Genomic DNA, 19,231 nt, shown 5'->3' on the forward strand with positions numbered 1-19,231 from the left:
CACCGGCCTGAAATCATGTCACAACTGACCCCGCAGGAAATCGTCCACGAACTGGATAAACACATCATCGGCCAGGACAGCGCCAAACGCTCCGTGGCCATTGCCCTGAGAAATCGCTGGCGCAGGCAACAGGTAATGGATCCCCTTCGGCAGGAGATTACGCCAAAAAATATCTTAATGATCGGCCCGACCGGTGTTGGCAAGACCGAAATTGCGCGACGTCTGGCTAAACTGGCCGGGGCGCCCTTCATCAAGGTGGAAGCGACCAAATTCACTGAGGTGGGGTATGTCGGGCGGGATGTCGATTCGATCATCCGCGATTTGGTGGAAGCCGCCGTCAAGCAATCCCGTGAGCAGGAAACGCATAAAATGCGCGCGCGTGCGGAAGATCATGCGGAAGAGCGCATCCTTGATGTTCTGCTGCCTGCCGCGAGAGAGATGGGTGTGCAGACGGAGGTGGGGGAGATGGAAAATACCACCCGGCAGAAATTCCGCAAAAGATTGCGTGAAGGTGAGCTCGACGATAAGGAAATCGAGATAGAGGTGTCGTCCGCGCACACCCATATGGAAATCTTCGCTCCCCCCGGAATGGAGGAATTGACGACCCAAATTCAAGGAATGTTCCAGAACCTCGGCGGAGAGCGGAAGAAAACCCGCAAGCTGAGAATTCGGGAAGCATTGAAAATCATTATCGATGAGGAAGCGTCCAAGCTGGTCAATGATGAAGAATTGAAGCTTCACGCGGTGCAGAATGTTGAGCAGAACGGTATCGTATTCCTTGACGAAATCGATAAAATCACAAGCCGGTCCGAAAGTTCCGGCGCGGATGTCTCGCGCCAGGGCGTTCAGCGCGACCTGTTGCCGCTGGTGGAGGGCACCACCGTTTCAACCAAGTACGGCATGATCAAAACAGATCATATCCTGTTCATTGCGAGCGGCGCATTTCATCTGGCCAAGCCTTCCGACCTGATCCCTGAATTGCAGGGGCGCTTTCCGATTCGTGTCGAACTCGCGAGCCTTAGCGCTGACGATTTTGTGCAGATCCTCACCAATACGGACGCCTGTCTGACGCGTCAATATGAGGCGCTGCTGGAAACCGAAGGCATCAAGCTGGAATTCACGCCCGACGCGGTGAAGCGCTTGGCGGAGATTGCGTTTGCGGTTAACGAGAAAACCGAGAACATCGGCGCGAGACGTCTCTATACCGCGATGGAAAAGCTTCTGGAAGAGGTATCCTTCGATGCCGAAAAACATCGTGATACTAAAGTTGTCGTCGATGCGGCGTATGTGGATGCGCGGCTCAACACTTTATCGCAAAGTGAAGACTTGGCACGCTACGTGCTCTAGCAGCTTGTCGGACTTAAGTAAATCGGCTGCAAAAGCGTCTGGCTGGTTCATATTTCGCTGCAATTCTTCAGGTCCGACAGGCCGCTAGCTGGCAAATCCTGATGTCCTCGAGCAGTTTTCATTCCGTCTTCATGTAGAAGAAAACCATCTTGCCAGACGGTGCAACGAGACCTGATCTGTTACAATCCCAATCTGCGGCGTTCGCTCCACGTCTTCACGCCGTCCATTCTGTTTTTCGAACTTATCCGTCTGCCTAAGACTGGCGTCTCGCAATCGAGGCGACAGGCCGATGTTACCTTGGAGTTTTATGTCTTTCTCTACCTTCGGCCTGTCCGATGAAATCCTTCGTGCCGTGATTGAACGTGGCTATACCGATCCAACGCCCATTCAGCTGCAAGCCATCCCCGCAGTGCTGGCGGGCGGCGATCTAATGGCCGGGGCTCAGACCGGCACTGGCAAAACCGCTGCATTTACCTTGCCCATCCTGCATCGCTTGTCGGACAGGAGCGTCAAGGGACCATCCAGCGGCAGACCGCCGATACGCGCGCTAGTTCTCGTCCCTACGCGCGAACTGGCAGCACAGGTGGAGGAAAGCATACGTATCTATGGCAAATACCTGAAGCTGAGTTCGATGATAATGATTGGCGGGGTCAATATCAATCCGCAGATCACCCGCCTGAAGAGCCGCGTCGATATTCTGGTTGCCACCCCCGGCCGCCTGCTGGATCACGTGCAGCAAAAAACGCTTGATCTGTCGCACGTTGAAATCCTGGTGCTGGACGAGGCTGACCGCATGCTCGACATGGGCTTCATTCGCGACATTAAAAAAATACTCATGCTGCTGCCCGCACAGCGGCAGAATCTGCTGTTCTCCGCCACTTTTTCCGACGGCATTCGTGCGTTGGCAGCAGGCTTGCTCAACCAACCGGCCATGATCGATGTTGCGGCACGCAACGCAACCGCTGCCAATGTGACGCATATCGTGCATCCGGTGGATCGTGAGCGAAAACGTGACCTGCTTGCCCATCTTATCAAGCAGCACCGCTGGTCGCAGGTGCTGGTATTCACCCGTACCAAGCACGGCGCCAACAAACTGGCTGAGCATCTGGTCGCGAGCGGCATTCCATCGCTTGCCATACACGGCAATAAAAGCCAGTCCGCGCGCACGCGGGCACTGGCGGAATTCAAGACCGGCAGCCTGCAGGTACTGGTAGCCACCGATATTGCCGCACGCGGAATCGATATCAGCGAATTACCGCATGTAGTCAACTTTGAATTGCCCAACGTGGCGGAGGATTATGTTCACCGTATCGGACGCACCGGGCGGGCGGGGGCGGAAGGAGATGCGGTGTCGCTGGTATGCGTGGACGAGCTCAAGCTGTTGACGGATATCGAAAGGCTGATCAAACGGGATTTAGCCAGCGAAATTATCGCTGGCTTCGAGCCAGACCCGCGAATCAAGGCCGAGCCGATCGTAAATGGTGGCGGGGGACAGCGCCGCTCGCCGCCTGGACTCCCCGGACGTAGTCAACGAAGAGGAGGCCAGCCTGGTAACAAGCTGCCATCCGCCAGATTATCTACGGGACCCGCTGCCGGTCGCATGCCCGCACTGCAGCGTTCGGGCGGGCGTGGCCGTTGATATGGTTTATTCCATTCCGGGGTATGCCAAGCGTTGCTCGATGATCCGGGGAAACTTGCGACGCAGTACCATTTTCAACCGTTGGGACGGCGGGGAAATATCGGTATCGATACGGCGGAGAATGCGCTTCGTGAAGGAGTGACGAATGGAGGCGGAACTATGCGAACTGGCCGGCAGCATACCCGGATGCCCAGGCCCACTGGAAATTGAACCCACCCAGGTGTCCCGTTACGTCCACCACTTCGCCTATAAAATAAAGCCCGGGCACTTTTTTCGCTTCCATGCTTTTGGACGATAATTCCCGGGTATCCACGCCGCCGAGCGTGACTTCCGCCTTTCTGTAGCCCGCAGTCCCATCCGGAATAACCTGCCAGTCGTGCAACTGTGCGGCGATCTGTTTCAGGCGCTTGTCACTGTACTGGTTTACCGGCGCGGTTGGTTGCCCATGCATGACCGTTTCGCACCAGACCCGTGCAAAACGCCGGGGCAGATGCTGCGCTAACAGATTGGATAGCAGCGTGGTGCTATGTTTATGATCGAGCAGCCACCCCGCCGCGTCGAGATCCGGCAGCAGGTCGACATGCAGCGGTAATCCCGGCCGCCAGTATGAAGAAATCTGCAATATCGCAGGACCGCTCAAGCCGCGGTGCGTGATCAACAGATTCTCGCGGAATCGGGCGCCATTGCAACTCACTACTGCATCAAGCGCAACGCCAGGAATTCCTGAAAAACCGGCCAGTTGCTGGGGTGCGAAAATCAACGGAACCAATCCTGGTCGCAGAGGGGTAACCGCGATATCGAATTGCTCCGCGATGCGATATCCGAAGGGACTTGCGCCAATTTGTGGAATGGAGAGGCCGCCGGTAGCAATTACCACTGCATCCGTTGCCAATGTGCCACGGTCGGTTTCCAGCACGAACCTGGAACCGTTGACGCCGAGTAGGCCTACATTACTCACCTGGCACGGCATTTCCCACTCGACGCCGGCACTATCGCATTCGTGCCGCAGGAGGTCGATGATTTGCTGGGAACGGTCGTCGCAGAATAATTGCCCCAGCTTCTTTTCGTGATAGCGAATCCGATGCTTTTCCATCAGTGCGATAAAGTGTTGGGGCGTAAAGCGGGACAATGCCGATCGGCAGAAATGCGGATTTTGTGAGAGAAAAGCTTCCGGGCCGGTGTGGAGATTGGTGAAATTACAACGTCCGCCACCGGAGATTCGGATTTTCTCCGCCAGCTTGCTTGCATGTTCCAATACCAGAACGGACCGCCCGCGCTTTCCCGCCTCGATTGCGCACATCATGCCGGCCGCCCCGGCACCTATCACCACTACGTCTTTTTTTGATTTCATGTGGCGTATCGCAGCCATGCTCAGTGTTCAGCGTAATGCTGCCACTTTACGCCATACGCTGGCGAGCCATGATTGCTGTTCGAAAGGAAGGCCCGCAGGGCGATAGTAATGGGTAATTTCGACGAACCCGGCATTGGTGAGGTAGTGCCGCCAGCTTTCGATATGGTGATATACGCCGTAGCGCCCCTGGTTCCAGCCCTCCTCGTTATTTCCCCGGGGGTTCGAGCTGAATAACACCCCGTCCGGTTTCAGCGTTGCCCAAAGTTCCTTCAATATACGCGATAGCTCGGAAGTGGGAACATGAAACAGTGAAGCATTGGCAAATATGCCGTCGAAGTATCCATCCGGCAAATCGAGCCTGAGAAAATCCTGATGCCATACCTCGCAACCGCTATGACTGCGGGCCATCTCGACAAAAGTCATCGCCCCCTCCAGTCCTGTTGCGATATGACCTAGTTCTGCAAAAACCTTCAGGTCACGGCCTGGCCCACACCCGAAATCCAATATGTTGAAGGGCGGAACGGCCTTGATATATTGAAGCAGCGCGGCGATATTTTGCCCGACGTCATGGTCTTTCGTTCCCGTCCAGAAAGCCTCGGCACGTTCGTTGTAGCGAGCCAGCGTAAGGTCGGTGATTTCCCCGAGATCCAGCAAATTTGGCTTCATATCGGGCGACTCTCATCGAATGTGATATAACCCGGACGTTTCATAAATTGACGCGCGCCCTTGCTGGTCTTTTGTTTCGCATGAAAATTTCGTTCAGTCGGGCGTATGAATAACTACGCCACTCTTTCACAAAATTTCCCTGCAAAACAAAATCCTGCGCAATCATCACGCGAATTTATGAAACATCCGGGATAAAAATATTATCGCGATTTATTCCGTGGACAAGCGGCTATGGCTCACCCAATTGAGTAGTGTACGGAAAACAATGACATTATATTATTTGGAAACACCCAGTATCGCGCCACGCGCCATCAAATCACGCATGATTTCAAGCCCGCCCCGAATCACAACCTCGGGCGAGGGATGTCGACTTTCCATGGCCACGATTTGAAGCGCCGCTTTGCCTGTATGCTCGGCAGAAGCCAGGAGATTTATCAGGCGTGACGTAAATGCGTTTATCTCGGTGAATTGAATCTGATCATCGGCATTGCGAAATACGAGCAGATAGGTTTCTATTGGCGTGACTTGTGTGCGGGGACAAATACGGTGTACCGGCCAGTTATAACGAAGGTTAGCGAAAACGGGATTCAAAACCGGACGCTGTTCCAGCAAGCTACCTTCCCGGTCGATTGCTGCCCACGCCGGGGCCAGGGTTGAAATGGAAAGCGCCAGTTCTACCCATTCGTAGTGCGCGAGCTCCAGCACGAATTCCGGGTAATTTGCCGGTATCGCCTCTTCGCTCTGCAGGAAGTGGATGAACTCATCGGGTATCTGGCGAAAAAAAGGCGAACGGCTGCGATGCGTGGCAAGAAAACTGCGCATGAGTCGAGTCCACCGCCGTTTTCCCAGCACTTTATTGAGCACGGGAAAACAGGTAAGGAGAAAGCTCTCCAGATTGTTGTAAACCAGCTTCCTGTATATTTCCATGCGCCGCCTGTCAATACCGAGCGGGCAGGGGTTTATCCTGGGGTTGCGTATATGCGCAGTGAAAGCGTACTGGAAACGCTGAAATTCAGGAAGCGGCATACTCATGGCCCGGCCCGTAATGCTGGGTCTGGATCAAGCCGATGCGCTCGACTTCGCGCACCAGTTCGTGGAGGGGCGGGATATTGAAATCGCGCTCCAGCAGGGTGGGCGCCACGCCGTGAATATGGTAAGTTTGTTCGAGCAATGACCATACCGGATCGATCACGTCCGCGCCATGCGTATCGATGATCAAATTCTCCGCTTCATTATAGTGACCGGCCATGTGCATATAAACGATGCGCTCGGTAGGCATCGCACGAATAAATTCAATCGGGTCGTAGGCGTGATTGATGCTATTGACGTATACATTATTGACGTCGAGATGCAGATTGCAATCCGCCTCGACCAATACAGCGCGAATAAAGTCCGCTTCACTCATCTCGGCGATGGGTGCCTGCACATAAAACGAAGCATTTTCCAGTGCGATGCGTCGCTCCAGAATATTCTGGGTGCGGCGAACCCGTGCCGCAACATACTTTACCGCTTCTTCAGTAAAGGGTATTGGAAGCAGATCGTATAGATGGCCATCGTCGGAACAATAGGAAAGATGTTCGGTGTAGAGTCGGATTTGGTGTCGATCCAGAAACTGACGGATCTTTTGCAACAATACCTCGTCCAGCGGCGCCGGACTGCCGATCGAGAGCGAAAGGCCATGGCAGACGAAGGGATAGCGTTCAGTGAAAATGTGCAGATCGCGCCCCAGGATGCCGCCAAGATCGATCCAGTTTTCTGGAGCAATCTCGAAGAAGTCGATGGCATCGGGAACACCGGTTTTTAATGCCGGGATCAATTCCCGCCGAAAACCGAGGCCAACGCTGGCGGGTGGCAGGAATTCCACGACGGGAAAAATTACTTCTTCATTCCGGCATGCGGAGCTGTATTCGGCGCACTCGGCTTGGTTCCCCCATAGCTATCGGCCTCAGGCTGATCCACCGCCCCATCTTTGTTGGCATCGATCCTGTCGAAAATGTTTTCATGATGCTTGAGAAATTCTTGCTTGGTGACCTTGCCATCCTTATTGGCATCCACCATCGACATGCCGCATCGACCTTCGCCGGATTTTGCTGCACCGCCATATTTGTTGGGGTCTACCTTATCGGCATACGCCAGCATATAGCCCTTATCCAGGGATTGAGCGGTGAAGGGGCTATCTGCTGCGGAGACAAGCGGTACGGCGCCAAGCGTAGCGGCAAGAGCGGAACCAACGGCTAGGGAAATCATGGTTTTCTTGTTGCGCACAGTATTTTCTCCTGAATTTTGGATGGAATATTATGTCACAATTCGAATGAATTGGGGGTTGGCTTAGCTGGAACCCCGCTTTCCTGCGCGCGATGGTGCACAGGAAAGCGGGCCAGGCCATTCAAAACAAAGAAGATACGGATTCGACAGTAACTCTGAACAGTTCAGAAAGTATCTTTAGTTATTTACCGCTACCGCACTTGCCGTCTTTCATTTTGCCCTTCATCTCATCTTTGCTGATAACGCCATCCTTGTCGGTATCCATATGTGCAAACATGGCATCGTGATGCTTGGTCCATTCTTCCTTGGTGATCTTCCCGTCACCGTTTGCGTCCGCCATAGCCGCGCCGCACCTGCCTTCGCCGCATGCACCTTCACCACCACACTTACCTTCTCCACTTTTCTTTTCGCCATATTTATGGGAATCGGCCACCATGTAACCTTTATCGAGGGGCTGTATAGTGAATGGATTATCAGCGGCAGAAACACCCGGTACAGTACCGAGCGTAGCGACAAAAGCGGAGCCTATGGCGATAGAAATAAGGGATTTTTTGTTGGACATCATGTTCTCCTATATATGTTAGGGATGTTACAACGCGACTCAGCGAAAGACAGATTGTCGCGTCGACTTTTATCGACCAGTTCCTTTTTTGCGACCGGTTTCGACGCGGACGCAGATACCCGATATAAACCAACCTCCGCCATTCTTGAATAATGCGAATATCGCCGGAAGACAAGAATGACCATAAGAAACATAGCACAAATTTTGGGACAGGTGCGACAAATTGCCGCACCTGTCCGATCATGGCAACGCTTCACGGAGAAATAAGACAAAGACCTGCCATACTAGCCCGGATGTTTCATGAATTCGCGTGATGACTGCGCAGGATTTTGTTTTGTAAGGAGATTTTGTGAAAGAGTGGCGTAGTTATTCATACGCCCGACTGAACGAAATTTTCATACGAAACAAAAGACCAGCAAGGGCGCGCGTCAATTTATGAAACATCCGGGTTAGAACAAACGTTTCTCGACCATTAAATTAATGGGTTATTTATTTCCTTTTGGGGGTATTCAAGCGATGGGAATTCTGCAAGAATTCCCGCTGCCGATGTGAGGTAGGCTTCATGCAAACGGATTGGCCGGAAGCCGTCTGAAGCTCAAGAGCGAAGATTATACGGCCTCAACTTACCTCGTTAACCGATCACGCTGACGCTCGGTCAAGTTCTCGGAAACCACATCAGACGAACCGTCAAGCTACTTGCTGTATAATGTTTTTTTCTGTAAGTGTTACCACAGATCACCAGAAATGGAAAAGGAATATTAATATGCCGCAAGAACTGCATAAACAGGCTGGTCCCTATAAACCGAAGAAGGGAGAAACCTACATGAGTTCCGGGCAGCTGATGCATTTCCGCAATATACTGGAAGGCATCAAGTTTGAGCTGGGACGAGATATAGATCGCACGGTTCACACCATGCAGGACGAAGCCACGATTTTCGCCGACCCTAACGATCGTGCCAGTCAGGAATCTGACATGGCGCTGGAGTTACGGAACCGAGACCGTGAGCGCAAGTTGATCAAGAAAATTGATGAGACTATCGCAAAAATAGATACTGGCGATTACGGTTATTGTGAAAGTTGTGGCGTAGAAATCGGTCTTAAACGACTTGAAGCCCGGCCCACTGCCACCCTCTGTATTGATTGCAAGACCCTGGATGAAATAAGGGAAAAGCAGGTCGCCAAATAATATTTTTCGGCTCGCTTCTACAGGAATATATCTGCGGATGTAGTTGAATCGAATATTATTGTTGTAAGATAAAAAGCCCTATCTCGCGATCAGGGCTTTTTTTATTCCCTGGAAACCAGGTTGGGTCTGCCCTCCAGCGATGGAGAGCAGTATATGCTCTGCGGCTCCTTTTTGAAGAGCCGCAGTTCTCGCAAGAAGTTGTCCAGCTATACCTACGTTACCGTGTTGTCGGTGACCTCGGTGGAAACAGCCTTCATACTCAGGCGTAAACGACCCTTGTCATCGGCTTCCAGAACTTTAACACGTACCACCTGACCTTCCTTGAGATGGTCGGTAACGCTATTGACACGCTCGTTGGCAATTTGCGAGATATGTAACAGCCCGTCCTTGCCGGGGAGGACGCTGACGATTGCTCCGAAGTCCAGAAGTTTCAAAACGGTTCCGTCGTAAATTCTTCCCACCTCAACCTCGGCCGTAATATCTTCGATGCGCTTCCTTGCCAATTCACCACCTTCGGAACTGATACACGCTATCATCACAGTACCGTCGTCAGTGATATCGATAGTGGTTCCGGTTTCTTCCGTCAACGCGCGAATTACCGCGCCGCCCTTACCAATCACGTCACGGATTTTCTCAGGATTGATTTTTATTTTGATGATACGCGGCGCATGTTCCGAAATATCTTCACGCGTGGTGGGTAAAGCCTGTTTCATAATCCCAAGAATATGCAGGCGGCCTTCCTTTGCCTGTATCAGTGCCGCGTGCAGAATTTCCTTGGTGATGCCCTGAATCTTGATATCCATTTGTAGTGCAGTGATACCTGCTTCGGTACCGGCCACTTTGAAATCCATATCACCCAGATGATCTTCATCTCCCAGGATATCGGTCAACACCGCAAATCTGTTGCCATCTTTAATTAATCCCATGGCAATACCTGCCACATGCGCTTTCAGTGGTACACCTGCGTCCATTAATGCAAGACAACCACCGCAAACCGACGCCATGGAGCTGGATCCGTTCGATTCGGTAATCTCCGATACCACTCTGAGAGAATAACCAAACTCTTCCGGAGTGGGCAGCACAGCAACCAAAGCCCGCTTGGCAAGACGTCCATGGCCGATTTCACGGCGTTTGGGCGTGCCTACGCGACCGGTCTCGCCAGTCGCATAAGGCGGCATATTGTAGTGGAGCATAAAGCGTTCGGAGTAATCACCTTGCAGCGCATCGATTTTCTGCTCATCCCGACCTGTGCCCAACGTTGCAACTACCAGCGCCTGAGTTTCACCTCGGGTAAACAACGCAGAGCCGTGGGCACGCGGCAGCAAGCCATTACGGATCGTAATCGGCCGGACGGTACGCGTATCACGCCCGTCTATACGAGGCTCGCCATCCAATATCTGAGTTCGTACAATCTTTGATTCCAGAGCAAAGCAGGCCTCCTTTACGGATTGCGCGTCCGGCCCTTCCTCCGAATTGACACCCATTTCGGTAAAGACTCTTTTCCAGATATTGTCTATGGTTTCCGATCGCGCCTGCTTCTGCTTTAGCTGGAATGCGGCGCGCAAGTCATTTTCCGCCAAATCGGCAATTTTCTCGGCAAGAGCGGCGTCCTTTGACACCGGAGCCCAATCCCATGCGGTAACTCCTGCTTCGTCAGCCAATTCGCTGATCGCATCGATCACCACCTGCATTTGCTGGTGGCCGTAGACGACGGCACCCAACATGATTTCCTCGGATAGCTCCAGTGCTTCGGATTCCACCATCAGCACAGCTCGCTGAGTACCCGCCACCACCAGATTCAATTGAGTCTGCTTGAGCTGTGTGGTGCTCGGGTTCAAGATATATTCGCCATTGATATAGCCTACACGGGCCGCGCCGATAGGACCATCGAATGGTATGCCGGAAAGAACCAGCGCGGCGGAGGCACCCAGAAGGGCGGGTATATCCGCATCCACCTCGTTATCGGAGGACAGGACCGTGGCCACAATCTGAACTTCGTTATAAAAACTTTCTGGGAATAACGGGCGAATGGGGCGGTCGATAAGACGGGAGGTAAGAATTTCCTTCTCCGATGGACGGCCTTCGCGCTTAAAAAAACTACCGGGTATTCTACCGGCGGCATAGGTCCTTTCCTGATAATCCACGGTGAGTGGAAAAAAATCCTGCCCTTGTTTAGCGTTTTTTGCACCCACCACGGTAACAAGAACCACGGTGTCATCCATGGTAACCATCACTGCGCCGTGCGCCTGCCTTGCTATTTCCCCGGTTTCGAGTGTTAGTTGATGAGATCCGTAAGTAATGCTTTTCTTGATTTTCAATTAACTGCCCTTTTCGATAAAATCATGCCGGTTGACGCCAGATCAACGGCTATAGCTCCGGCCACGCTTGGCGGAAACAGCGATTTCGTTCATGCCACTGCCATCTCACCGCTGCTCGATATCTATTTGCGCAAGCCAAGGCGTTCGATCAGCGCCCGATAGCTATCAGTGCTGCTACGCTTCAGGTAATCCAGCAGCTTGCGACGACGGCTCACCATACGCAATAAGCCGCGGCGTGAGTGATGATCCTTGACGTGCGCTTTGAAATGACCGGCCAAATCGTTGATGCGAGCGGTCAATAAAGCCACTTGCACTTCGGGAGAACCTGTATCTCCGTCTGCTCGTTGATAGTCGCGCACCACTTGCGCTTTTTGTTCGGTTTTGACTGCCATACTGCTCTCCATTACGCCCAATAGGAAAGGGCGACATTTTACTCTTTAACAGGACCAACTCTCAAGTAATGTGATGACTTTATTTCATTTTCGAATATCAGGCTGGTAGGTGACGTCGAGTTTGCCAGGGGGCATTTTTGCTTCGGCAAGCCACAGCCGCCTTTGCGTACCCTCTCAAAATCATACTTGGCCAGCTTGTCAGTCTGACACATATCCGTGAGGTGATGCAGAATTGCGTGTCCTCACGCCCATTTCCGCGCCGGCATATCGCACTACCGCCGACAGGGTGGAGCGTGCTGCGCGCGAGCCCATCGCCAGGCGAAGCAGCGTGCCGACAGCTAAAGATCCTCGTACCAGCAGCGGCAGAAGGCGAACGAGATCGGCGCTTCCGTCGGGACGCACTGCATCGAGCAGAACTGGAGGCGGCGAAAAGTCGACCGGGTCCGAGATCGCCCGTATCGCCAGAAACGGCAGACCCGCATGCGCAGCAGCTTCCGCCACCGCACCGCTTTCCATATCCACTGCGCAAGCACCGGTCGCCTGCGCCAGCTCATGCTTGGCAATAGCCGAGGTCAACATCCCCCGGCTCGCAGCCAATATGCCGCCGGTAACATTCAAGTGGGCAGGCAGACATTGCCGCAAGCTGTCACGCCAGCTCAGATCGACTTGTAGTGACTGACCGGCATGGATGGACTCAGGCAATATCAAGTGCCCCGGACGCAAGCTGGAATCCAATGCGCCGGCAAATCCAAAACTGATCAAGGCACGCGCGCCGCCCATTTTCAGCCCTGCTGCGGCTTCGCGAGCAGCCTCTTCACCCATCCCGCAGAGCCAGATCGCAGCGCTTTCCCCCAAGCTGATTCTTTGATTGAAGGGCAGACGGAGCGAGGTAATGCATCGAGCTTCCACCCGCATCGCCGTGATGATGCCAACCTCCCTCACGCAGAGGTCTTCCGCGTCAAAGTGTGGAACCTGGCCAGCGCCCACAGCGGGAAATACTTGGTATAACCATAATATCTCAGGTAAAAAACCCGTGGAAAGCCCGGTGCCGTAAACCAGGGATCATTCCATAATCCATCACTGCCCTGCTCACGCAGCAAGTATTCAATGCCCCTGCGCACTTCATGGCTATGCCCGTCTCCTGCCGCCATCAGGGCCAACAGCGCCCAGGCCGTCTGAAAAGAGGTACTTCTCTCGAACTGTCCTGCGTGCTGAGGTTCGAAGTAGGTATCGTTACTTTCGCCCCAGCCTCCGTCATCGCGCTGCACTGACTTCAGCCACTGCACCGCACGGCGAATGGCGAGATGGCCGGTATCAACGCGGGCCAAACGGAACGCTTCCATTACTGACCAGGTGCCGTAGATATAATTGCTTCCCCAGCGTCCAAACCAGGCGCCGCAGGGTTCCTGCTCGCGAAACAGATAGGCGAGGCCTCGTTCCACGACAGGCTTATGCCTGGGTTCACCATACAATGAGAGAAAACCGGTGCAACGCGCAGTGACATCGCTGGTCGGCGGATCAAGCAAGGCACCATGGTCGGCAAATGGTATTTCGTTGAGATAATAATAGGTATTGTCGGAGTCGAAGGCCGCAAAGCCGCCGTCGCGCGACTGCATTCCCGCCAGCCAGTCCGCAGCGCGTACTATACTTCCCTGATAAGCTTGAGGATCCGCCTGGTATAGCGCCCACGCCACGGCTGCGGTGTCATCCAGATCCGGGTAATGCGGGTTGGCATACTGGAAGGCCCAGCCACCGCCTGGCAAGTTGGGGTGATCTTCCTGCCAATCCGCGGGCGCATCGAGTATCTGGTTGGGGATGAGCCAGTCGAGCGCTTCACGGACGGGCTTTTGATCCACATCGGCGCTTTCCTGCATGGCGAGGCAGGTAAGGACGGTGTCCCACACGGGCGACGTACACGGCTGGCACCAGGCGCGTTGGCCTTCCTCCACCAGCAGCCCGCGGAGCGCCTGGCGGCATTGGTCCCGATAAGGGTGATCGTAGGCATAGCCCAGCAATGCCAGCGCCTCGCCGGCGTTCACGATGGCAGGAAAAATCCCTCCCAGACCACACTCGCCGTTTAGCCGCTCCACGATCCAATGTTCAGCTCGGCGTATTGCAATACGGCGCAGAGCCTGTGGAATGAGCGGCTCGAATAGCGAAGCGGTACGCTCAATTATTAAAAACAGGCGGTTGAGACGAGTGCGAACCGGAAAATAGTCACGCTCTTCCTCCGGAGGCACCGTAAACAGTTCACGGACATGAATCTTGCGCGGATTCACCGCACGCGCCTTCAAGCTGCATAAAATGGACAGCGGTATTGTAACGGTACGAGACCAGTAAGCAATTTTGCTCAGGTGGAAAGGGAACCAACGAGGCAGCAAAATGATCTCCACCGGCACAAATGGAACGCCGCGCCAGGGAAGCTGACCGTACATGGCAAGCAGTATGCGGGTGAATACATTGGCCCGTGCGGCCCCTCCATGTTTTAAAATGGCGGCACGGGCACGCATCATGTGTGGCGCATCGGGCGAATCACCTACGATCTTCAAAGCATAATATGCCTTGATCGTACAGCTGAGGTCGAAATGGCCACCATAATACAATGGCCAGCCACCATGCTCGAGATCCTGCTTTTCACGGATAAATCGGGCGAGCCTGACTTCCAGGTCTACATCGACATCATCCATGAAGTGCATCATCAATACATATTCCGCCGGAATCGTGCAGTCCGCCTCCAGCGGAAAACACCAATGACCGTCTTGTTTCTGTAGCGACAACAACGCATCACGCGCTGCCGTCAATCCATCTTCCAGCGACGTCTTACTGGCTGGGCTAACCTGTTGAGATGACAATGTGGCGGTACCTCCGAATCTATTCATTAATTTTTAGCCAAGTCGCGTTTCTGGCGGAATTCAGGATGAAATCCATCCATATGATAAGAAAATAACGAAAGAAACTCATGATATTGTGTTCTGCATAGACTTGCTATGCGCCATGCCGCTACGCGTGTTTGGCGCTTGGGGGAGAGAAATGCTTTACGATGAGATCGATGTTGGCCGATCCTCAAGCCAATCAAGCATATTGCGAGCGTTGGTTTCAGCGCGATGCCGCCGCTTCCGGAACGTTCTGCCCGAGGTCTTCGTCCATTGGGTCTTCGTAGCTCTCGGGTGGCGGATCTCCATCATAAATCAAATGCTTGCGTTGTTGCAAAAACCCCTCTCGCACAAATAGATAGGGATCCAGCGCCGCCTGGTCACGCACTCGCATAGGGCCGGATAACCTTGCTCTTTTGTCGATAATGCTTAAAACCGTGACGGGACCTACGATAGCGCTACTGGCGAAGGTGCCCGCATAAAATAAAAGGTTGCTGAAAACACTTACAGGTATTCCCGGCGCATCACGATAGGTGCTGGGGCCGATCAAAGGAACAAAAAGATAAGATCCTGTATTGACACCCCATACGCCAAGTGTTTGCCCAAAGTCTTCGTCATGTTGCGGCAAACCCATGGGCGCCGCCATGTCGAAGAAGCCGCCCAGGCCGACCGTTGAATTAACGACAAAACGGAGGCTGTCCTGGAAGCCCTGACGGACTTTTCCCTGCAAAAAATCGTTCAGGATAACGTTCGGGTACGCGAGATTGTCATAGAAATTTCCAATCGAACGCACCATTGGGTCAGGTATGTATTTTATATAAACATCAGCAACTGGCGCCAGCAGGTTTCGGTCGATCGTATCCGTGAAGTTATAAAACTTGCGATTGGTTTCTTCATTAGGATCAATCGGATTTATACCGGAGTCGCTCGTTCCGGAGTCGCTCGTTCGTGTGGTAGCGCATCCCGCGAACAATACGGCACATATTGCGAGCAGAACGGTTGTCCGGTAGTTATGTATCATGATCAATTAAGATAGGCATGACTGCTAATCTCCAGGCATTGCTACTTTAATAATGCAGCGGTCGCTCCAAGTCGGGAGTATAAACAATAAATGACAATTTAGCGCATAACTTCGCTTACGTAAACAAAGGGAGAATAAGTCCGCCGGGCAGAGGCGGTAACCGGTCTCTCAACCCCTTCATCCTCATTCCCGGACTCATTCGCAGCGACGTCAGGTTTGATCATACCTTGATGCTTTGGGCGGGCGCCTTCAATAAGATCGGCAGTATTACCAAGGTGCAGAGGAGCGTAAAAGTCAGTCCTACGGTAAGCATTATTCCCATACTGGCGGTACCTTCATGCGACGAAAACATGAGGCTTGCGAAATCGACCAGTGCAGTCAAAGCACTATAGAAAATAGCCCTTGCGGTACTGGTGTGGATCAAGACTTCGCTCACCATCTCGTTATTCAGGCTTCGGTGCACCATGTGCAGGCTACTGTCGATACCGAGGCCAAGCAATAGCGGCAAAGCAATGATATTTGCAAAATTGAACGGTACATTCAACACGACGGTGAACGCGGCAGTGAATAAACTGGACAGCAAAAGCGGGGTCAGCACCAGCAGGGTATATTTCATGCTGCGTAATATTATCAGCAGTGCGATGACAATCCCCGCCAGCGCCAGTAGAAATGCCTGGATAAATGCCTGCACCACTGCCTCACCTGCTTCAAGGCTCACCATGGGCGCCCCTGTGGCGTTCGGCGCGACTTGTTGCACCGAACGCACAAAACGCCGCAATGCATCGTTGTCGTTAAGATCTTCAGCCGGATAGACCGCGATCCGGTACTCGCCCGAGCGGCTTTCCCACCGGCTGCTTAGCGATTCCGGCAGGTCCTTCATGCCAAATGGGACAGCTTCGGTAGCAATCCGCAAGCTCTGCAAAGCGGAGGGCAGTGTAGTCAGAAGATCGGCCTCCGCTGATTGCAGCAAGTGACTCCTCTCGTCGGCACTCGCCGCATCGAGTCGGACAAGCAGAGCGGTAAGAGATGCTTTGAGAGCACGAACACTTGCCAATGCGGGATGATCGGAACGCTCGGCGATAAATCGATCCAATGCGGCGACCAGTGTATCCAACGATTTACGTTGATTTACCTGGGCTTCACCGCCCATCGGCCGAGCCTGCGTTGTATTCGTTATCGGTCCCATCGTAAGAGCCATTTCCTCGATAAGCGAAAGTTTCTCTTCCTGCTCTGCTGGCACCAGATCGAAGATGGTAACCACCTTGGTCACTTCAGGAAGCTTGGCCAGCTGCTGCGCCAGACGTTCTGCTTCTTTTCGATCGCGGGCCAATGCGGTCGCATGCCAGGGGGAATTGTCGACGTCCAGAAGAAGTTCCTTGAATGTCCGTATCGCTTCTCCATTCTGCGCTTGCATATTCAGCAGGTTATAGTCAAATGTTACCCGAGGCAGTATTGCAAGAGCAGCAACCAAAGCGACGAAAGTGACGGCATAAGTCAACTTGTGCCACTTCAGGGATAGCTCAAGCACTTTCCCCACTGAGCTCTTTGTGGTGGCTTTCGTTGACAACTTCCTGGGAAAATAACGTAGCAGAGCGGGCCCTATGGTAAGGGTAACGAGCAGACTGATCACCATACCGGTACCGGAAATGATCCCCAATTCCGCGACTCCACTATAATCGGTAGGCATGAATGCGTAAAAACCGATGGCGTTGGTGATCGTACACGCGGTCAGTGCCGCCCCGGCATCGCCACCGGACAGGTGCATGGCTTCGGCCGGCGAAGTACCGCTTTCCAGGATCTCACGATATCGGAGCAGAAAATGGATGGCAAAATCGGCCCCCAGGCCGATATAGAGCACTGCAAACGCGATAGAGATCAGATTCAGGTGACCAACCACCGCAGTGGCGAACGCCGCGGTAAGAAGCAAACCCATCGTCAGGCAAACGAGCACATTAATTATCAGTCCCGCATTATGCATCGCGAAGTAGAGCACGATGGCGACCATTACAAATGTGATGATTCCGGCATACTCCATTCCGCGCAACGAGCTGTTGAGCTCCTCCTCAGCCAGCGCTACCTCGCCGGTAATTCGCAACCGAACCGGTCCATTTTCCGACACGCCGACATCTTTTGCTGCTGCATAAAGGGCTGCGATGGACTGCTCCGCCGGTGATAGCTGCGTGTAATCAAGTTTCGGTTTAACTACGATCAACTGCTGGTAATTATTCTTCTGCGGTTCTCCATTGAACAGTGATTGCCACGATAAGGCCCGGGGCGATCCATTGAGCCGTGCGTCAAAAGTTGCGCTTATCCCGTTCAGCACGGGTTGAAGCTCCATGCTGCGTCCCTCGCGCAACTCGTCCACCGCTCGGGTAAGCACGGAAGCAAAAGATGATAAGGTGGGGTTTTCGGAGATATGCGCTATGAGCGGCTGTGCCGCGGCCAAGCGATCGGTGATTTGTTCCAGCTCGGGAATACTTTCGTAGAGCAAGCCGTTACGCTCAAAAAAAACGTCCACGTTAGGCGTGTAGACATCGTAAAAACTGGCAGTATCTTTTTTAAGCTGTGCGGCAAGACGTTCGGTTGCCAGATATACCTGCTCGGGCGTGGGGGCGTCCAGCACCACCAGCAGGGTTTCCATGTCCTGCGGGAACGTCTCGTTGTAGTGCTTCATATTGACGCGAAACGGCAGATGCTCCGAGAGCATGTCCGTGGTATCGGTGTTTATACCGAGGTTACGCGAAACATATAATCCGCACACGACAGTGACCAACAAAGCCCCTAGAAGAATCCAGGCGGCGTATTGGTAAGAGAGTGTGGACCAGCGCGCGAAGATGTCGTATATGCGGCTGTGAGAAGCTTTGATTGGTGTGGCCATCCTTGAGGAAGCAATTTAGGACGATCAATCCTCGGTGCTGCCCAGGTTTTTTTAACCTTGCTCGGTCAGGATGATCTTTTTCTTGAGCATGTCGATGAGTGTCGCGAAACCATCACGCTGGAGGATAGCACGGTACTCGACCCGTTTCAGTGCGAGATCGCTGACGCCGTCAGCCAGGACGTTGACAATGCGCCATCCATCCTTTCCATTCCGGAGGATATAGTCGAAACGTACGGGCTCGCCGGTCGGTAAAAACAGCTTGCTGCGTACCATTATCTGATCCCGCGGCATCGATTGTTGCTCTATAAATTCGAACCGCTCACCTTCGTAACTTCTGAACCAACCTACGTAGGTGCCAATGCTGAGCTTTCGAAAAATGTCCTTGAACGTGCGCTGTTGCTCGGCATCCAATTGAGTCCAGTTGGCCCCTAGCGTAGTGCGGGCAATAAAATCAAGATCGTGGGTGCGATCAATAACAGGGGCCAGCAATTCATAGCGACCTTCATATCCGAGTTTCGGCCCTTCTCGCATCGCCTTGATAAGCGACTCGTGCAGGTCATTCACTACCTGTTCCGGACTGGAGGCATCCTGGGTCTCGGCCCAGGATACAGGCGCAGCCAGCAACATGACTGCTATCACCTGAAATTTCAAAGCGGACGTAATGGCGCGCAGGATTTTCATATTGACAACCTTTATAGCAACGCTAATCGCGCTATACGCCGTAGCGCCGAAG

At 53.2% G+C, this 19,231-nt stretch carries 16 protein-coding genes; 3 read left to right on the plus strand and 13 right to left on the minus strand.

Annotated features, from left to right (window positions below):
• Positions 1-15 precede the first annotated feature (15 nt).
• Complete coding sequence (gene hslU, locus F822_RS06725) at positions 16-1,347, plus strand: ATP-dependent protease ATPase subunit HslU (RefSeq protein ID WP_025041323.1); 1,332 nt, start codon at positions 16-18, stop codon at positions 1,345-1,347.
• 307 nt (positions 1,348-1,654) lie between these two features.
• Entirely contained in the window at positions 1,655-2,986 is a 1,332-nt protein-coding gene (locus tag F822_RS06730; RefSeq protein WP_025041324.1) for a DEAD/DEAH box helicase, read from the plus strand.
• A gap of 157 nt (positions 2,987-3,143) precedes the next feature.
• On the opposite strand, the gene F822_RS06735 is transcribed toward F822_RS06730, so the two are convergent.
• From F822_RS06735 to F822_RS06760, 6 genes are all read right to left on the minus strand, one after another.
• Entirely contained in the window at positions 3,144-4,337 is a 1,194-nt protein-coding gene (locus F822_RS06735; protein WP_025041325.1) for a BaiN/RdsA family NAD(P)/FAD-dependent oxidoreductase, read from the minus strand.
• A gap of 27 nt (positions 4,338-4,364) precedes the next feature.
• Positions 4,365-5,003 carry a class I SAM-dependent methyltransferase gene (locus F822_RS06740; RefSeq protein WP_025041326.1) on the minus strand — a complete coding sequence of 213 codons (639 nt, stop codon included), beginning with the start codon at positions 5,001-5,003 and terminating at the stop codon, positions 4,365-4,367.
• Between the two features lie 276 nt (positions 5,004-5,279).
• Positions 5,280-6,035, minus strand: coding sequence for an HvfC family RiPP maturation protein (locus F822_RS06745; protein ID WP_025041327.1), 756 nt, complete (start codon positions 6,033-6,035; stop codon positions 5,280-5,282).
• The gene (locus tag F822_RS06750; RefSeq protein WP_025041328.1) at positions 6,016-6,867 is read right to left on the minus strand and encodes an HvfB family MNIO-type RiPP peptide maturase; all 852 of its coding nucleotides are present in this window, start codon (positions 6,865-6,867) and stop codon (positions 6,016-6,018) included. Before F822_RS06750 ends, F822_RS06745 begins: the two co-directional genes overlap by 20 nt.
• An 11-nt stretch (positions 6,868-6,878) precedes the next feature.
• Positions 6,879-7,268 carry an EF-hand domain-containing protein gene (locus tag F822_RS06755; RefSeq protein ID WP_025041329.1) on the minus strand — a complete coding sequence of 130 codons (390 nt, stop codon included), beginning with the start codon at positions 7,266-7,268 and terminating at the stop codon, positions 6,879-6,881.
• A 181-nt stretch (positions 7,269-7,449) separates the two neighbouring features.
• The gene (locus F822_RS06760) at positions 7,450-7,833 is read right to left on the minus strand and encodes a hypothetical protein (RefSeq protein ID WP_231623589.1); all 384 of its coding nucleotides are present in this window, start codon (positions 7,831-7,833) and stop codon (positions 7,450-7,452) included.
• Between the two features lie 760 nt (positions 7,834-8,593).
• On the opposite strand from F822_RS06760, the gene dksA reads away from it, so the two are divergent.
• Complete coding sequence (gene dksA, locus F822_RS06765) at positions 8,594-9,016, plus strand: RNA polymerase-binding protein DksA (protein WP_025041331.1); 423 nt, start codon at positions 8,594-8,596, stop codon at positions 9,014-9,016.
• Between the two features lie 212 nt (positions 9,017-9,228).
• Here dksA and pnp read toward each other — a convergent pair whose 3' ends face one another.
• The 7 genes from pnp to F822_RS06800 all read right to left on the minus strand — a co-directional run bounded on the left by pnp (position 9,229) and on the right by F822_RS06800 (position 19,179).
• Entirely contained in the window at positions 9,229-11,334 is a 2,106-nt protein-coding gene (gene pnp, locus F822_RS06770) for a polyribonucleotide nucleotidyltransferase (RefSeq protein ID WP_025041332.1), read from the minus strand.
• 122 nt (positions 11,335-11,456) lie between these two features.
• A complete protein-coding gene (gene rpsO / locus F822_RS06775) occupies positions 11,457-11,726 on the minus strand; it encodes a 30S ribosomal protein S15 (RefSeq protein ID WP_025041333.1) in 270 nt (89 codons plus the stop codon).
• 198 nt (positions 11,727-11,924) lie between these two features.
• Positions 11,925-12,668 carry a phosphorylase family protein gene (locus F822_RS06780; RefSeq protein ID WP_025041334.1) on the minus strand — a complete coding sequence of 248 codons (744 nt, stop codon included), beginning with the start codon at positions 12,666-12,668 and terminating at the stop codon, positions 11,925-11,927.
• Entirely contained in the window at positions 12,665-14,605 is a 1,941-nt protein-coding gene (shc, locus tag F822_RS06785; protein WP_025041335.1) for a squalene--hopene cyclase, read from the minus strand. The genes F822_RS06780 and shc overlap by 4 nt, the downstream gene beginning before the upstream one ends.
• A 217-nt stretch (positions 14,606-14,822) precedes the next feature.
• Positions 14,823-15,620 carry an MlaA family lipoprotein gene (locus F822_RS06790; RefSeq protein ID WP_025041336.1) on the minus strand — a complete coding sequence of 266 codons (798 nt, stop codon included), beginning with the start codon at positions 15,618-15,620 and terminating at the stop codon, positions 14,823-14,825.
• Between the two features lie 220 nt (positions 15,621-15,840).
• On the minus strand, positions 15,841-18,498 hold the full coding sequence (locus F822_RS06795) for an MMPL family transporter (RefSeq protein WP_036576106.1): 2,658 nt from the start codon (positions 18,496-18,498) through the stop codon (positions 15,841-15,843).
• Positions 18,499-18,549: 51 nt separating this feature from the next.
• Entirely contained in the window at positions 18,550-19,179 is a 630-nt protein-coding gene (locus F822_RS06800; RefSeq protein ID WP_051536708.1) for an HpnM family protein, read from the minus strand.
• Positions 19,180-19,231: the final 52 nt, after the last annotated feature.

Source organism: Nitrosospira briensis C-128, assembly GCF_000619905.2.
GTDB classification, from domain to species: domain Bacteria; phylum Pseudomonadota; class Gammaproteobacteria; order Burkholderiales; family Nitrosomonadaceae; genus Nitrosospira; species Nitrosospira briensis.

Coding starts and splice junctions, on each gene's coding strand:
- rpsO (WP_025041333.1), bottom strand. CDS start 11,726: ATGGCAGTCAAAACCGAACAAAAAGCGCAAGTGGTGCGCGACTATCAA.
- F822_RS06790 (WP_025041336.1), bottom strand. CDS start 15,620: ATGATACATAACTACCGGACAACCGTTCTGCTCGCAATATGTGCCGTA.
- F822_RS06745 (WP_025041327.1), bottom strand. CDS start 6,035: ATGAGTATGCCGCTTCCTGAATTTCAGCGTTTCCAGTACGCTTTCACT.
- F822_RS06735 (WP_025041325.1), bottom strand. CDS start 4,337: ATGAAATCAAAAAAAGACGTAGTGGTGATAGGTGCCGGGGCGGCCGGC.
- F822_RS06730 (WP_025041324.1), top strand. CDS start 1,655: ATGTCTTTCTCTACCTTCGGCCTGTCCGATGAAATCCTTCGTGCCGTG.
- hslU (WP_025041323.1), top strand. CDS start 16: ATGTCACAACTGACCCCGCAGGAAATCGTCCACGAACTGGATAAACAC.
- F822_RS06760 (WP_231623589.1), bottom strand. CDS start 7,833: ATGATGTCCAACAAAAAATCCCTTATTTCTATCGCCATAGGCTCCGCT.
- dksA (WP_025041331.1), top strand. CDS start 8,594: ATGCCGCAAGAACTGCATAAACAGGCTGGTCCCTATAAACCGAAGAAG.
- F822_RS06795 (WP_036576106.1), bottom strand. CDS start 18,498: ATGGCCACACCAATCAAAGCTTCTCACAGCCGCATATACGACATCTTC.
- shc (WP_025041335.1), bottom strand. CDS start 14,605: ATGAATAGATTCGGAGGTACCGCCACATTGTCATCTCAACAGGTTAGC.
- F822_RS06800 (WP_051536708.1), bottom strand. CDS start 19,179: ATGAAAATCCTGCGCGCCATTACGTCCGCTTTGAAATTTCAGGTGATA.
- F822_RS06740 (WP_025041326.1), bottom strand. CDS start 5,003: ATGAAGCCAAATTTGCTGGATCTCGGGGAAATCACCGACCTTACGCTG.